Genomic DNA, 13965 nt, shown 5'->3' with positions numbered 1-13965 from the left:
CGGCTCGATGAACGAGCAGGTGGGCCCATCTAGCGCTTGCCCCGCCGGTATGAGCCGGCGGGGCCCTCTACTACTACGGCCTGTAGTGTCAACGTCAAGAGCGCCCCAGCGACCGCAGGAAGAGGCGCCCTGATCGTATCGCAGATCACGTCTAAGTGCATCGGGGTGTCCCCCAAAACACCAAGAACGGCTTTTTCGAGAGGGCCGAAGGTCCCCTCGAAGGGGAGGGGGAGGTCCCGAGCAGGGAGCCTGGACTCCGTCTCCGTACGCTTTCGGCGAGGAGAGGGGCCGTGACCCACGGCGCCGAGGACGTCCGCCGCACAGGTGACCGCGCGGGCCCCCATGGCTAGCTCCTCCGCGCAGCCCGCGCCAGCCTCGGACCACGGAGGATGCGGGACGACGCCGAGCGGCCGGCCGAGCTTGCGCGCCGCCGCAGCCGCCGAACGAGCGCCGCTCTTCAGGCCCGCCTCGACGACGACGGTCGCGAGCGTGAGCGCGGCAAGGACGTGATTTCGCGCGAGAAAATGCTGCGGACGCGGGGGGCTCGGATCGGGCAAGCGCGAGAGGAGCGCGCCGCCCGAGGCGAGGACCCGATCGAAGAGGGGCACGTGCTCGAGGGGATACGGGCAGTCGAGCCCGGCGCCGGTGACGACGACGGTGCGCCCAGAAGCCTCGAGCGCGGCCTCGTGCGCAGCGGCGTCGATGCCGAACGCGCCGCCGGACCAGATCGCGAAGCCAGCGGAGACGAGGTCGCGTACGAGCGCGCGGGTGAAGGCACGAGCCTCGGCGCAGGCCGCGCGGCGGCCGACGACGGCGACGCCGGGCAAGGTGGGAAGAGCGCCGCGGAGGTACAAGGTCGGCGGGGCGCGCTCGGGGGTGGCGAGGGCACGGAGGACGGCGGGGTAAGCAGGCGTGTCGGGCGCGAGGACGATGGAGGGAGGCACGCGCATCCATCGACATCACGCGCCCGCGAGTTGCGTGGAATCGTTCGTCTCAGCGATCGCGCGTGACGGGTCGGAACTGCTGGACGAGGACCATGCCGGAGCCCTTGCGTACGGTGACCGAGAGGTTGCCGATGAAGGGCTCGAGGAGGGGGAAGCAGTCGTCCCTGCCGCCGATGACGGCCGTCGGTCCCTCGCGCGCGTCCTGCGCGACGATCTTCACAGGCACAGGCTCGCCCGTGGTGAGGAAGACGTCGAGCTCGACGACGCCGATGCCGCCCTGCGCGACGACGGTGACGCAAGCGCCGACCGGATACGAGACGGGCACCCACGCGCGCTCTCCCTCGGCGAGCGTCGCGCCGAACCGGGCTCCCTCCGCGGACATGCCCGCCGTTTCGCCACGCACCGATCCATCGAAGGCGAGCGCGAGGACGCGCGAAGGCTTGACGTCAGGGAGGAGCGGGAGCGCGGGCGCGGCGTAACGCTCGAGGAAGAGGCGCATGGCCTCGGGATCGGGGACGCGCTCGGGCGCCGTGGCGGCCGTGGAGGCAGGCGCGGATGCGGAGGCGGATGCGACGACGGGGACGGAGGAGCGGCCGCGACGCGGGGGGAGCGGGTCGATGACCAGGGGCTGGGATTCGGCGCGGGAGCCGCAGGCGGGGAGGAGCGTGACGGAGCAGGCGGCGACGATCACGAGGCGCATGCGCAAGTTCCGCTTGACATCGTACGCGATCTGCGTGGGGAGGTGGCGTGACGCAAGCGCGAAGTCACCCCTCCCCTGCCACTCCGCCCTCGACGTCCTCCGCCTCGGTCAAACCTGCACGCCTGCGCGCCGTGGGCCTCACCCGGTCGGCGAGCTCTCCCTTTCCCGCGAGCTCGAAGAGCCCCGTCAGGGTGTCTGCGACCCCCTGATAAACCCCGTTCCAAGCTGCGGTCGCCGTGTTCCGCCGCTGCAGCGTCACCTGCGCCTCGCGCTCCTCCCGGCGCACGTCGCCGAGCGCCGTACGAAGCGCGTCGACGCGCGTCTTCAAGCTGTCCGCCAGCGTCTTCGGATCCACGGAGACGCCCTCCTGCTTCGGCGCCTCGGTGAGAGGACGGTTGCGCAAGAGGCGCTCGGTGGTGCAGGCGGCCTCGATGAGGTGCTCCGCTTCGCTCGGCGTCTCGCCGGAGAGCCCGTACGCGCTCAGGATGGCCGCGCCGTACACGCCCGAGAGCGTGCTGCGGATGCCGATCATGCGCGCGCGGAGCTCGTCCTTGGCCGCGTCGCGCGTGGCCCGCGGCTCGCCGTCGTCGGCGAGCTCGGTCGCGTGCGCCTGATTCGCGGCGGAGAGCTCGTCCACGGAGCGCTGCGCGAGCGCGCCGAGCGCCTGGAGGAAGACGGTCACCTTGAAGTCGGGCGGCGAACCATCGGGGAACAAGGCTCTCTCGATCGCCGCGGCCGTCTCGGTGCCGTGCACGGAGACGGCCGAGGTCAAGGTGCGCGTGATCGCAACCCGATCAGAGACGAGTTTGGAGACGTCAGCCATGAAAGCTCCTTTCGTTTGGGACGGGAGCGTACACAGGCTTACGAGTTTGAGGGGCGGGTTTTGTTTTGAAAGAGGCGTTGGGAAGTGGCTTCGAGGAGGGGCGGAGGTGCGGGGGTGGGGGGAAAGGGTTCAGGACGGGTCGCGCTGGCGAAGGAGACGTCGCAGACGGTCTTGCGTCGACGTCGAGGGTTGCAGGAGCGCTCTGGGCGTGTTTGGGGTGCGCGTTCCGGGATGATGCTTGGCCCGTAGGCGCTCCCAAGCCTATGTTGCGCGCGTGGCGGCGAGCTGGGCAGAGCTGTTGAAGAGCCTGCAAGAACGGCAGGAGGGCGGAAAAGCGCTCACGCCGGCCGTCGTCTGGAGGGAGTTCAAGCGGCAGGCGGCGCGGTCGAACCGAGAGGACGTCAAACGGCTGGCTGAAGCCGGCGAGGGGATGACGCCAGACGATCGGGCACTCTTCGCGGCTGCGGTGATGCCGCTGCTCATCACGCTCGACTGGCCACCGGCGTGGGAGGCCGCGCGTCCCGACTTGGTCATGGCGGTGGAAGCCCTTCTCGAGGAGACAGACTCCCGAAAACCCAGCACGTTCGCTGCGCATTTCACGGAGTTGCCTTCGCCTAGACGTGAAGTCGGTGTTCCGTTTTTCAATATGGCGTGGGTTTCGCTCAGCGTAGCACTCGACATGTTACGGCGGCCTTGCCCTCCCGGCGAGCTACGGAGCGTGGCGATGCTCTGCCGAGCTGGCACGGCTCCCGCGCGCCCCGTCTTCGAGGCCTCGAAGATGGGCAAGCCGCCGTTCTCCGAGCCTCCTCACTTCGATGCGGGCAGCCGATATCTCGAGACATTCGAACGCTATGTACGGGCAGCCCGGGCCATGAACGATGCCGTCGGCGCGGTTCTTTTTCATGGCCTCGATCTCGGCGCCGCTGAGGATTCCTGATGCACCTCCTCCGCCTCGACATCGAGCGCATCCGCGCCGTCGAGAAGCTCTCGCTGGATTTCTCCACGCCCCTCGGAGGACCCCGGCGGCGCGTGATCTTCCTCGGAGCGAACGGCGCCGGCAAGACGACCATCCTCGGGTCGATCATCCATGCCTTCGACGTCCTGTCCGAGGGAAGCGGCGTCAAGCTCGGCGCGCACAGGTTCGCCGCAGGGGACGTACGCGACACGCCCGCCGACCCATCCGCCCTGCAAAGCTCCTCGGCATCCCCACGATATGGCGTCATGGCGCTGGAGCTATCGCTCTCGGAGGACGAACGCGCCGCCGCGAAGCGCGTGGCCCCGGACGCACCACTCCAAGGCACGCTCCCCCTCCATGTCGGCGGCGACGTCACGAGTTTCGATGATTTCCTCGCGGGAATCGTCGCGACGAAGTCTCCCACCGATCCCTTTTTCAACGTCGCGCGCGCCGCAACGCTGAACGCCCGCCCGCCCTGCGTCCTCCTGCCCGCCGATCGCGGCATCCTCGAACCTGCCGACAGCACGCGCGTTGCCGATCTGTTCTCCTTCGATCCGCGCCAGCAGTGCCTCTCTCCGCGTCGTCGACGCTTCGCCCCGGTTGCTGCGCGCCTCGCCTTCGCCGCACTCGATCCCAAGCGATACGATTCCCAAGGCACGATCGCGCGGATGCGGAAGGTGCTCGACAAATACTTCCCCGACCTCCCGCGCCCCGAGGATCCGACGAACCCCGCGTCCCCCTACAGGACACAACGCGGCTCGCTCGTTCGGCTCGAATCCTTGAGCGACGGCGAACGCGCCCTGCTGCTCCTCCTCGGCGAGATCGCGCTCCGTCCTCCCCAGGGAGGGATCGTCCTGATCGACGAGCCCGAGCAGCACCTCCACCCCCGGTGGCAGCGCACGCTCCTGGAAGCGCTCTCCTCGCTCGTGCCGACCGCGCAGCTCATCCTCGCCACGCAGTCTCCCTACCTCGCGGCCTGCGCCCCCGACGACGTCATCGAGATCGGAGACTGGAAGCGCGATGGGCAGTGAGACGAAAACCCCCGGCACCGCCGCGGGCATCGACAACATCCTCCGCAACGCCTTCCACGTCCCTCCCACGCCGAGCCTCGGCATCCAGGAGGCGACGCTCCGCATCCGCGAAGGGATCGCGCAAAAAAACATCCCCTGCGCCCGCCTGGAGATCTCCGACGCGCCGGTGCGACGAGGAACGCTCTTCAACGCGGCGAACGTGCGCGTCCCGTTTCCCGAAGGAGCGGCCTACGAACGCTGCTACGTCGCGCTCGTCGACCCGGAGCCGATGGCTCGCTGGGGCCATCCCGCGCACTGGGCGTTCGTGCCAGCCGATGGCGAGGGCGAGGTCGCCTTCACGGAGACGAACCTGCCCGAGCACGGCAAGAGCGCGGTGTTGTTCCTGCCCGCGCCGGAGGAGCCGTGAGGACCCGAGCCATCCTCTGGTGCGGTTACGTCAAGCCTGCCCGGTTTCAGCGCGAGAAACATGGCTCGCGCGGCGAGCACACCGATTACGACTTCGCGGCTTCGGTTCATGACCTGGAGCTCGCCGTCACCGCCGCCCATACCTTCGGCGTCGCGGCGCGAGACGTCCACGCCTTCGTGTGTCGGGACGACCTCTTGCCGCCTGGGTTCGGCGGCGGCATCCACCCGCCGACGCGCGATGCGCTGGCGCAGTTGACCACGAGCCTCGCAGGCTCTTCCCAACCGGACGATCTGCTCCTGTTCCTCGCATCGAACCACGGCGAGCGCGAAGGGCTCTTCGTGGCAGCTCCCATCGACGAGTTCGCCGAGCCGGAGAACGAGGGCCCGATCTACTTGACGCCCGAGGCTCTCGCCGGTTGCCTCGCCCCTCACACGGGCCCTCAAATCCTCGTCATCGCGACCTGCTTTGCGGGGATCTTCCTTCCGCTCGGCGAACGACCGAACCGCGCGGTGCTGACGGCCTGCTCGGCAGAAGAGCGGTACTACGTCGAGGACGAGGAGACGCCCCACTCGCCGTTTTTGCACCTGCTGCTCGGAAAATGGCGCCGGGGCGGTCCTTCCTGGCCGCCCGCCCATCCCATGCCAGCCCCTCACGGATGCGTTCGCTGGTGCAGAAATCGAACTGGTGGGAAAGGGTCGAACGCGACCTCACGCCCGCGGATTCGTCGCTGGCTTCTAATCCAGCCCCCCATCCGCCGCGACCGCCCTCCCCTCCTGCTCCACCGCTCCGGCGTTGAACGTCATGAACGACCGGATCGACCACCACACCAGGTTGAACCAGGCCGGCGCCGGCAGCTTCCGCGTCACGCCGATCTCCACCAGGCCGAGCGAGAAGAACAAGACCGGCATCAGCGTCCCGAGGTCCGCGCGGTGATCGAGCGCGCTCCGCACATCGCTGTTGATCTCGGCGAACGCGTGCGCCACGGCCTTCGCCACGCGCGTCGGGCCCGGCAGGGCCTCGTAGCCGAGATCCGTCAGCTTGCGACCTTGCTCGTCGCGCTCGTCGGCCACGAGCCGCGCCAGCATCGCGCGCACCGCCTCGGCGTCGAGCGTCCCATCCTCGCGCTCCACGATCACCGAGCCCGTCCACGGACGCACCTCCACGCGCTCGCAGCTCGGATCCATCATCGCGAGCTTCTCCGCGACGCGCACGCACGCGTCGCGGTGGCCCACGATCGCACGGGATCGCAGCCGCACGCGGCGCGGAAGGCTATGGACGAGCTCACTCCACTGCTCGCTGGGTATCACGTCTCTCCTCCCCTCCCCTCTCGCTCGACTTCGCTCAGTGCGACGCGGCTCCGGGCTGCGCGTTCGCCGCGCCCGGCACGTGTTTGCCGTTGCCCGTCGTCGCGCCCGCGCGACGGCGGCGCGGCGCCTCTCGCAGATGACGCGCGCGCTCTTCCACCTCGGCCCAGAGATCCTCCGCATGCTCGCGTTGCCGCTCCACGACGGCGCGACCCAGCCGCGCGAGGTGCAGGCCGAGCGCCCCGATCTCCACGACCGCAGGCTTGAGCCGACGCGCGGTCCCCATCACGACGACCGCGCTACCGAAGCCGAGAATGAACGATGGCGTGTGAAACTTCATCGACGAGCCTCCTCCTCGAACATCACGGGCGACGACGCCCACGAGCCCGGCGCGTACCGATCGGCCCCTTGGATCGGGCTCGATCCCGCCGGCATGCCGCGTCGCTCCACCACGATCGGAGCCTCCGGGTTGAACAGCGATTTCCCCTCCCGCGCGAGCGTCGGGAGCAGGCCGAGCAGCACCGCGATCGAGAGATCGATCGGGCCGAGCGGCGTCGTGCCGAGCACGCGACGCAGGCCGGGCAGGCCGAGCGCCGCCGCCTGCAGGCCCAGGCTCGCCACGAGCGCGCGCTGTAGCTCCGGGTTCGGCTGCGATCCGCTCGATCGACACGATCGCGCGTGAAGGAGCTGCGCCACGACGAGCGACGCGAACGACATCGTGCGGGCACGCTGCAAGCTTGCGCCGGGCCCGACGGCCCCGATGCCATACGCGGCGAGCGAGATCGCCGCCATCTTCGAGGCCTCGCGCGCGAGCATCTTTCCACGCGCCGGCCCGAAGAGCGGCGCCTGCGGATCACGCGGGGGCCTGCGCATCACGTCCACGTCCGCAGGCTCGATCGCCAGCGCGAGCGCGGGCGCGACGTCCGTCAGCATGTTGATCCAGAGGAGCTGCAGCGGCCCGAGCGGCTCGGCGCCGACGACCGAGCCGGCGAGCATCACCATCACCTCGCTCGCGTTCGTCGCGACGAGGTACTCGATCGCGCGCCGCACGTTGTCGTAGAGCCTCCGCCCCTCGCTCACCGCATCCGCGAGGCTGCCGAGATCGTCGTGCGCGAGCACCACGTCCGCGACCGCGCGCGCGATGTCCGTGCCGCGCTCGCCCATCGCCACGCCGACGTCCGCGGCCTTCAGCGCAGGCCCGTCGTTCACGCCGTCGCCGGTCATCGCGACGATCGCTCCGCCGTCCTGCAGCTCGCGCACGACGTCGAGCTTCGCCTCGGGTGTCACGCGGCTGTAGACATCGTCCGCGCTGATCCCGAGCTCGGCGCCGATCGCCTGCGCGGTCCGCGCCTGATCGCCCGTCAGCATCATCGTCCGCACGCCGGCGCCGGCGAGCACCGCGAGCGCCTCGCGCACCCCGCGCCGCGGCGGATCACGCATCCCCACGAGACCCGCGAGCACGAGCGGCGCTTCCTGGGTCCTCGTCGGATCGCCGTCCTTCCGCCACGCGAGCGCGAGCACGCGCAGGCCCCGCGACGCCATCGCGTCGTTCATCGCGAGGAGCCGCTCGCGCTCGGCAGGGTCCACGCTCGCGCGCTCGATCACCGGCTCCGGCGCGCCCTTCACGAGCTCGATCCGGCCGAGATCCGGGTGCTCGTGCACCGTCACCATGAACGGCCGATCCGCGCTGCGACGCTCCTCGCGCACCCGCTTCGCCGCGCCCCTTCGACGCCGCACCGGGTAGCCGATCGCCATCGCGAACTCGACGAGCGCGCGCTCCGTGCCGCTGCCGCTCGTGATCTCGTCACGCTCGTCGAGCTCCACGTCCGCGTTCAGCGCCGCGATGCGTCCAATCTCCCGCAGCGACGAGACCGGCACGCGCCGGCCGTCTTCGCCGATGAGCCCGAGCGACGGAGGCGACCCGTTCTCGGCCGACGTCGCGCCGTACTCGACCCGCACGAGTCCCTCGCCCGGCAGGAACACCTCCGCGACGCGCATGCGATTCTCGGTGAGCGTCCCCGTCTTGTCCGCGCAAACCACGCTCACCGCGCCGAGCGTCTCGGCCGCCGCGAGCCTGCGGATCACGATGCCCTTGCGGTTCAGCCGCTGGCTCGCGAGCGCGAGCGCCGTCGTCCCCACCGCGGGGAACCCTTCGGGGATCGCCGCCACGCCGAGCGCCACGGCCGAGCGCGCGAGCGCCGCGATCGGCTGACCACGCAAGAGGCCAAGCGCCGTCACCGCGATCGAGCTCCCGAGCGCGAGCGTCGCGACCCTGCGGCCGAGCTGATCGAGCTGCAGCTCGAGTGGAGCCGCGCGATCGGCCGTGTGCGACAGCGCGCGCTGGATCGCGCCGAGCTCCGTCGCCCTGCCCGTCGCCACGACGATCGCGCGCGCGCAGCCCGTCGCCACGACCGTGCCCGCGTAGAGCATGTCGTCGCGATCCGCGAGCGGAGCGCCCTCGGCCACCGCGGCCGTCCCCTTCTCCGCGGGCTCGCTCTCGCCCGTCAGCGTGCTCTCGTCGACCGTCAGATCCGAGGCCTGCACGATCCGCGCGTCCGCCGCGATCGCGTCGCCGGCGCGCACGCAGAGCACGTCGCCCGGAACGACCTCGCTCGCCGCGACGGTCGTCTCCACGCCGTCGCGCAGCACGCGCGCCCACTCCACGCGGAACTTGCTCCACGCATCGAGCAGCTCCTCCGCGCGCGACTCCGTGAAGTATCCGACGACCACGTTCGAGCCCACGACGAGCAGGATCGCGCCTGCTTCGAGCAGATCGCCGAGCAGCACGGACAGGCCCGCGGCGCCTGCGAGCAGCGCCGTCGGCACCGTGAAGACCTGGCCCGCGAGGATCTCGAGCGACGTGCGCGGCGCGATGCCCGCGAGCACGTTCGGACCGACCTCGCGCAGGATCCGGTGCGCCTCGATCGCCGAGAGGCCGCGTTCCAGATTCACCGAGAACGTCTGCATGAGCTCGTCGCTCGAGCGCGCGTGCCACGGCGTCGTCGGGGTCGCTTCCTCCTCGTCCTCGACGCGGCCGTTCGCCCCGTATGTGCGGATCACGTCATGCACCGAGACGGCCGCGCTCTCGGCGAGCCGCGACAGCGAGGGCGGCGGCGGCCCTTGCGAGTCCTCGTGCTCCGCGAGGATCGCGAGCACCTCCTCGCGCGACGTCTCCGCGTTCGGCGCGAGCACGCAGAGCACGGTCCCCGTATGCTCGTTTGCTCGCGCCTCGGTCACGCCCGGCAACTCGCCCAGGGCGCGCTCGATCCGCCTCGCGCGCACGGGCTCTCCGAAGAGCCCGGCCACCTCGACCCTGAGGCGCTGCGCGCTGTGCACCACGCGCCCAGAGGGCTTGCCAGCATGTCCCATTGACGCTCGCCCTCGGGTGAGGGCGCGCCACTTCATGATCGCCGAACGCACTCGGGGGCGCGCACGCAAAGAGCGATCCACGGCGAGATCACACGCGATCGTACGGGCGCGGCCGTTTGGCGAGCGGGCTCTACGGAGCTTCTTCGGCTAGTGCGGCGTGAACGAGATCCAGGCGCCGTCGAGCCACGTGTCGTCCTGCGAGAACGCGCCCACGTAGCTCGCCTTCGTGTCGAAGAAGCCGTCGCTCGGCGGCGTCACGGCGCCCGTCGTGAGCGTCGTTTTCGGCCGGAAATCAGGCGCTTCGCGATCGTAGGGAGCGAGGAGCATCGGGTCGACCTCGACGTTGCCGCCGTCGGTGAACCACTTGACCTCGTCGAAGCCCATGTCGTCGTCCTTCTCGGAACCTTCGCCTTCGGGCGTCTCCACGTACGCGACGTTCTGCGCGAGATTTCCGTGGAAGATGGACCCTTCGAGCGACACGGTCGTCGACGCGTCGCGGACATCGACGCCGGCTTCGAAGCCCGTGGCGACGATGTTGTACAGGCTCGCCTTCGTCGCGCGGCGCAAGAGCATCGCGTATTGCTGCTTGTCGACGTCCACGTTCTTGCCGACGAGCGTGGCGTTGTAGATCGTGGGCTCCGAGAGCGGCGCGTTCGTCGTGCCCATCGCGTCGTTGTCGCCCTCGAAGCCGTTCGTGTCGTCCACCGCGGCCGGATCCTGCTGGACCACGACGAACTGGAGTTTTCCGGTATACCCGAGATCCCAGTCGATCCCGTCGTCCTGGTTGTACGTGCAAACCAGGTGTTTCGCGTTCACCGTGCCGCCGAAGAACTCGAAGCAATCGTCGAGCGTGTAGCGGACCTGGACGTAATCGACGATCGTTCCGGTGCCGACGCCGGCGAACGTGAGCCCGTTGATCTCGTTGTCCGTCGAAAGGAGAATCCCGCCGAACTCGATCCGGACGTACTTCAGCACGCCGCTGCTATCGGCGGGATTGTCACCGCCATACTCGGTCTCCGCGGTCGCCTCGATTCCCTCGACGTTCGCTTTTCCGCCGGGCACGTTGATCGGCGCTTTGCCGAGCAGGATGACGCCGCCCCAATCGCCGGGGGCGCGGTCGCCGGGCTCGGCGCGGCTCGTGAAGACGATGGGCTCGTCCTTCGTGCCCTCGGCGTGGATACGAGCGCCCGGGTCGATGACGAGCGTGCCGAGCGTGGACTTGTCGCCCTTGATCGTGGTGCCCGGCTCGATCGTGAGCGTCGCGCCCGCGCGCACGTGCACGATTCCCTTCAAGAGCCAGTCCTGGTCGGCCGTGAGCGTCAGATCCGACGTGATGCTCGTCGGGATCTCGTTGCTCTTCGCCGGAGGCGCCGGGGTTTGTCCGTTATCGTCGTCCCCGCCGCAGCCCATGAGGCTGGCCGCAAAGAGCGCGCTCGTCGCAAGCAATACCTTCGATCGCATGGCCTTTGATTCCTCCGCCCGCGCATTCTGGTGATGCCGCGTGACGTCATTGCAGGGCGCGCGTAACGATTTCGCGACAACCCGTCAATTCTGGATGGTGGCGCTCAAGGTGAAGGTCGCGCCGGGCTGGTATTGCTGCACGACGTTCGTCAAGCCGGCGATGTCGGGGTGTGGGACGCTCTTCGCGCTCGGCCCCTGCGTGAACACGACGGGCGCGAGCAGGAGGTTCTCCGCCGAGAGCTTCAAATCGACGTATTTGCCGATGCGCTGCGCGACGGTCACGTCGAGCAGGTGGCGCGGCTGCTCGTAGACGTCCGGCAACTCGTACGCGCCCACCTGCGCGATGCGCCGACCATAGACGTTGTAGAGCACGCGCAGCCGCGTACCGAGCTTGTCGCTGGCGTAATCGAGCCCCGCGTTCACCACGTAGGGCGATTGACCCGCGAGCGGGCGGACGTCGCTCGTCTGCACCCCCTCGTCTCCATCGAGGGAGACGCGCGAATGCACGAGCGTCAAATTCGTGAGTACCCCGAGATCCGCGAGGATGGGGCTCACGAACCCGAGGTTTTTCCGCAATTCGAGCTCGATGCCGGCGTTCTGCGCCCCCTTCGCGTTCCGGTACGACACGATGCCCCGGTTCGACGGCATGATGATCTGCTCGATCGGCTTCGTGAAGTCCTTGTAGAACACGCTGATCGCCGCGACCTCGGCGAGCGTTGGAAAAAACTCGAAGCGCAGATCCGCATTCACGATCGTCGTGCGGTCGAGATCGGGGTTGCCCTGGTTCTCGCGGGCGCCAAAGTAATCGGTGAACGTGAACGGCGCGAGCTCGCGGAGCTGCGGACGCGCGAGCGTGCGCGTCACGGAGGCGCGCAGGTTCGACCGATCGGTCGTCTTGAAGACGAGCCCGAGCGAAGGGAGCAGGTCCGTCGTGGAGAGCTCGACCTGCTGCGGATTCATCGACCCATCGAACGTGTCGAGGCGCTGCGTCGACGCCTCGACACGCGCGCCGAGCACGACGCGCATCCACGGACGGATCGAGGTGTCCGTCATGAAGTACCCCGAAAACATGCGCTGCGTGGCGTCGTACGTGTCGCTCGGTCGCGTGTACTCCGTCAGCGAGAGGGAGCTCCCGATGTATTCGTTCGTGAAAAGTTGATCCGGCGGCAGCGAAAACGCCGCGGCCTCTTCCGTCGTGTCCGCCGTCGGGATGTACCGCAGGCGGCGCGCGTCGAAGGCGCGGCTGCGAACCTGCACGAGGCCGCCCACCTTCACGCGCGTCGGCGAATCCCCCTTCCGGATGGGCTGCGTGTAATGCACGGCTCCGCCGACGGCCGTCTCGGCCTGGTTCGCGTAGAAATGCAATCCGGAGAGCGTCGTGCTTTGCCACGCCTTCGGTCCATCGTCCGCCAGGTACACGTTCTCCCGCGTGCCCGGCTCATCGCTCGTCGCGACGGACGCCGTCAGGTTCCATTCGAGCGTCGCGTCGTTCGCCTTGCGAATCTTGTGCTCGCCCGCGAGCTGACCGAACGTGAGCGAGCGGCTCACGAAACGGAGGCGCGTGTCGTAGGCCGTGCGCCCCGGGCCGCCCTCCTCGGCGTGCCCCCCGATCTCGCGCGCCTCGTTCTCCGACGAACGGCTGTGCAAGCCGATGAGCGAGACCTTGTGGTCCTTCGCGTAGCGGTAGGTGAGCCCCGCGAAGCCGCCCCAGGACACGACGTCGAGGCCCGTATCCACACGGTAATCGTTCTGCAGGGCCAGATCGTCCGATATGTTGGTATCGATCGTGAACGTCCGGAGGATCTCGCCCTGCCGGATCTGGAATCGCCGCCCGTACGTCAGCGCCGCCATGTACCCGAGTTCGTGATCCCCGCCGAACCTGTGCGTATTGCCGATCGTGAAGTTGCCGCTCATGTTCGGCAGCGCCGTCGTACGCGAGGTCGTCATCGGGCGATTGAGCGCGCGGCCGAGCTCGTCCGCCTCACGGGAAGACATGAGCGACCCATCCGGCTTCTCCTCGCCCTTCCCGACCTTGTAATCGGTGGGGAAGCCCGGCGGCAGCGCCCGCGTCCCGTCGTCGATGCCGAGGAAATCGGTCCCGCCCCCGGCATACGTGAGCCGGCTCCGGAACGTCGTCTCCGAGTTGGCCCCGAGGTAAAACGTACCGCTGATCGTGAACTTCTCGGGCAGCTCGCGCGTCGAGACGCGCACCGAGCCGCCCGTGAAATCGCCCGGCATGTCGGGCGTGAACGTCTTCACGATCGTCAGATCGCTGAGGACCGTCGTCGGGAAGAGATCGAACGGCACCGCCTGCCGATCCGGCTCGGGGCTCGGCAGCGGCACGCCATTCAAGAGCGCATTCGTGTACCTATCGCCGAGACCGCGCACGATCACGTACCGTTGCCCGACGACGGACGCGCCGACCACGCGCCGCGCCGCGTCCGCCGCATTGCGATCCGGCGTCCGCGCGATCTCCTGCGCGCTCACCGCGTCGCCCGTGTGCGCCGCGTTCTTTCGGAGGAGCGTCTGCGCGGCGGCCGAGGCCCGGTCCGGGTCCGCCTCGATCTCGACCACGATCTCCTGCTTGCTCTCCTCCGTCGACAGCGCGACGTCGACCTTCTCGACCGCGCCGCTCGTGACGCGCACGTTCTGCACGCGTTGCGCCTTGTAGAGCTGATAAAAGACGCGCAATTCGTAATTGCCTGGCGCGAGCTCGAGCCGGTATCGACCGTCGAAATCCGCGATCACCTTCTTGTTCGTCCCGACGACCGAGACCTGCGCGTCGATCACGGGCTCCTTGGTCTTCGCGTCCGTGACGACGCCCCAGACGACGCCTTTTCCGGCGGGCGCGGGGCGGGACGGATCCTCCTCGCCGAGCAGCGCCTCGTCCACGCCCTCCTGGGCCGGCGAGAGCGCCGGCAAGAACAGCGTGAGCGCCGAGGCGAGTGTCGCAATGGTTTTTCGCATGGAGA

At 69.1% G+C, this 13965-nt stretch carries 11 protein-coding genes; 3 read left to right on the top strand and 8 right to left on the bottom strand.

Translation table 11 applies throughout. The features are described 5' to 3' along the window. Nucleotides 1–29 precede the first annotated feature (29 nt). From QHF83_RS03525 to QHF83_RS03515, 3 genes are all read right to left on the bottom strand, one after another. A complete protein-coding gene (locus QHF83_RS03525; protein WP_282416325.1) occupies nucleotides 30–944 on the bottom strand; it encodes a DNA-processing protein DprA in 915 nt (304 codons plus the stop codon). A gap of 49 nt (nucleotides 945–993) precedes the next feature. Further along, complete coding sequence (locus tag QHF83_RS03520) at nucleotides 994–1644, bottom strand: hypothetical protein (protein ID WP_282416324.1); 651 nt, start codon at nucleotides 1642–1644, stop codon at nucleotides 994–996. Between the two features lie 64 nt (nucleotides 1645–1708). Further along, nucleotides 1709–2467 carry a hypothetical protein gene (locus tag QHF83_RS03515; RefSeq protein WP_282416323.1) on the bottom strand — a complete coding sequence of 253 codons (759 nt, stop codon included), beginning with the start codon at nucleotides 2465–2467 and terminating at the stop codon, nucleotides 1709–1711. A gap of 274 nt (nucleotides 2468–2741) precedes the next feature. Here QHF83_RS03515 and QHF83_RS03510 point away from each other — a divergent pair, with 274 nt between their 5' ends. The 3 genes from QHF83_RS03510 to QHF83_RS03500 are packed head-to-tail and all read left to right on the top strand — an operon-like array spanning nucleotide 2742 to nucleotide 4859. Further along, nucleotides 2742–3404, top strand: a complete 663-nt coding sequence (locus QHF83_RS03510) for a hypothetical protein (protein ID WP_282416322.1) — start codon at nucleotides 2742–2744, stop codon at nucleotides 3402–3404. Beyond that, on the top strand, nucleotides 3404–4453 hold the full coding sequence (locus QHF83_RS03505; RefSeq protein WP_282416321.1) for an AAA family ATPase: 1050 nt from the start codon (nucleotides 3404–3406) through the stop codon (nucleotides 4451–4453). The genes QHF83_RS03510 and QHF83_RS03505 overlap by 1 nt, the downstream gene beginning before the upstream one ends. Continuing rightward, a complete protein-coding gene (locus QHF83_RS03500; RefSeq protein ID WP_282416320.1) occupies nucleotides 4443–4859 on the top strand; it encodes a hypothetical protein in 417 nt (138 codons plus the stop codon). The genes QHF83_RS03505 and QHF83_RS03500 overlap by 11 nt, the downstream gene beginning before the upstream one ends. A 734-nt stretch (nucleotides 4860–5593) precedes the next feature. On the opposite strand, the gene QHF83_RS03495 is transcribed toward QHF83_RS03500, so the two are convergent. From QHF83_RS03495 to QHF83_RS03475, 5 genes are all read right to left on the bottom strand, one after another. After that, complete coding sequence (locus QHF83_RS03495) at nucleotides 5594–6166, bottom strand: HMA2 domain-containing protein (protein WP_282416319.1); 573 nt, start codon at nucleotides 6164–6166, stop codon at nucleotides 5594–5596. Between the two features lie 34 nt (nucleotides 6167–6200). Further along, a complete protein-coding gene (locus QHF83_RS03490; RefSeq protein WP_282416318.1) occupies nucleotides 6201–6503 on the bottom strand; it encodes a hypothetical protein in 303 nt (100 codons plus the stop codon). After that, nucleotides 6500–9532, bottom strand: a complete 3033-nt coding sequence (locus tag QHF83_RS03485) for a cation-transporting P-type ATPase (protein WP_282416317.1) — start codon at nucleotides 9530–9532, stop codon at nucleotides 6500–6502. The genes QHF83_RS03490 and QHF83_RS03485 overlap by 4 nt, the downstream gene beginning before the upstream one ends. Before the next feature lie 147 nt (nucleotides 9533–9679). Continuing rightward, nucleotides 9680–10993 carry a hypothetical protein gene (locus tag QHF83_RS03480; RefSeq protein WP_282416316.1) on the bottom strand — a complete coding sequence of 438 codons (1314 nt, stop codon included), beginning with the start codon at nucleotides 10991–10993 and terminating at the stop codon, nucleotides 9680–9682. 84 nt (nucleotides 10994–11077) lie between these two features. Further along, nucleotides 11078–13960 carry a TonB-dependent receptor gene (locus QHF83_RS03475; protein ID WP_282416315.1) on the bottom strand — a complete coding sequence of 961 codons (2883 nt, stop codon included), beginning with the start codon at nucleotides 13958–13960 and terminating at the stop codon, nucleotides 11078–11080. Nucleotides 13961–13965: the final 5 nt, after the last annotated feature.

The organism is Polyangium sp. 15x6 (assembly GCF_029960785.1).
Taxonomy (GTDB): Bacteria; Myxococcota_A; Polyangia; order Polyangiales; family Polyangiaceae; genus Polyangium.
This window is presented reverse-complemented; position numbering and strand designations above follow the sequence as displayed.

Excerpts from the sequence above, each read along its gene's own strand:
- QHF83_RS03515 (WP_282416323.1), bottom strand. The coding sequence starts at position 2,467 with ATGGCTGACGTCTCCAAACTCGTCTCTGATCGGGTTGCGATCACGCGC.
- QHF83_RS03500 (WP_282416320.1), top strand. The coding sequence starts at position 4,443 with ATGGGCAGTGAGACGAAAACCCCCGGCACCGCCGCGGGCATCGACAAC.
- QHF83_RS03490 (WP_282416318.1), bottom strand. The coding sequence starts at position 6,503 with ATGAAGTTTCACACGCCATCGTTCATTCTCGGCTTCGGTAGCGCGGTC.
- QHF83_RS03480 (WP_282416316.1), bottom strand. The coding sequence starts at position 10,993 with ATGCGATCGAAGGTATTGCTTGCGACGAGCGCGCTCTTTGCGGCCAGC.
- QHF83_RS03505 (WP_282416321.1), top strand. The coding sequence starts at position 3,404 with ATGCACCTCCTCCGCCTCGACATCGAGCGCATCCGCGCCGTCGAGAAG.
- QHF83_RS03475 (WP_282416315.1), bottom strand. The coding sequence starts at position 13,960 with ATGCGAAAAACCATTGCGACACTCGCCTCGGCGCTCACGCTGTTCTTG.
- QHF83_RS03485 (WP_282416317.1), bottom strand. The coding sequence starts at position 9,532 with ATGGGACATGCTGGCAAGCCCTCTGGGCGCGTGGTGCACAGCGCGCAG.
- QHF83_RS03520 (WP_282416324.1), bottom strand. The coding sequence starts at position 1,644 with ATGCGCCTCGTGATCGTCGCCGCCTGCTCCGTCACGCTCCTCCCCGCC.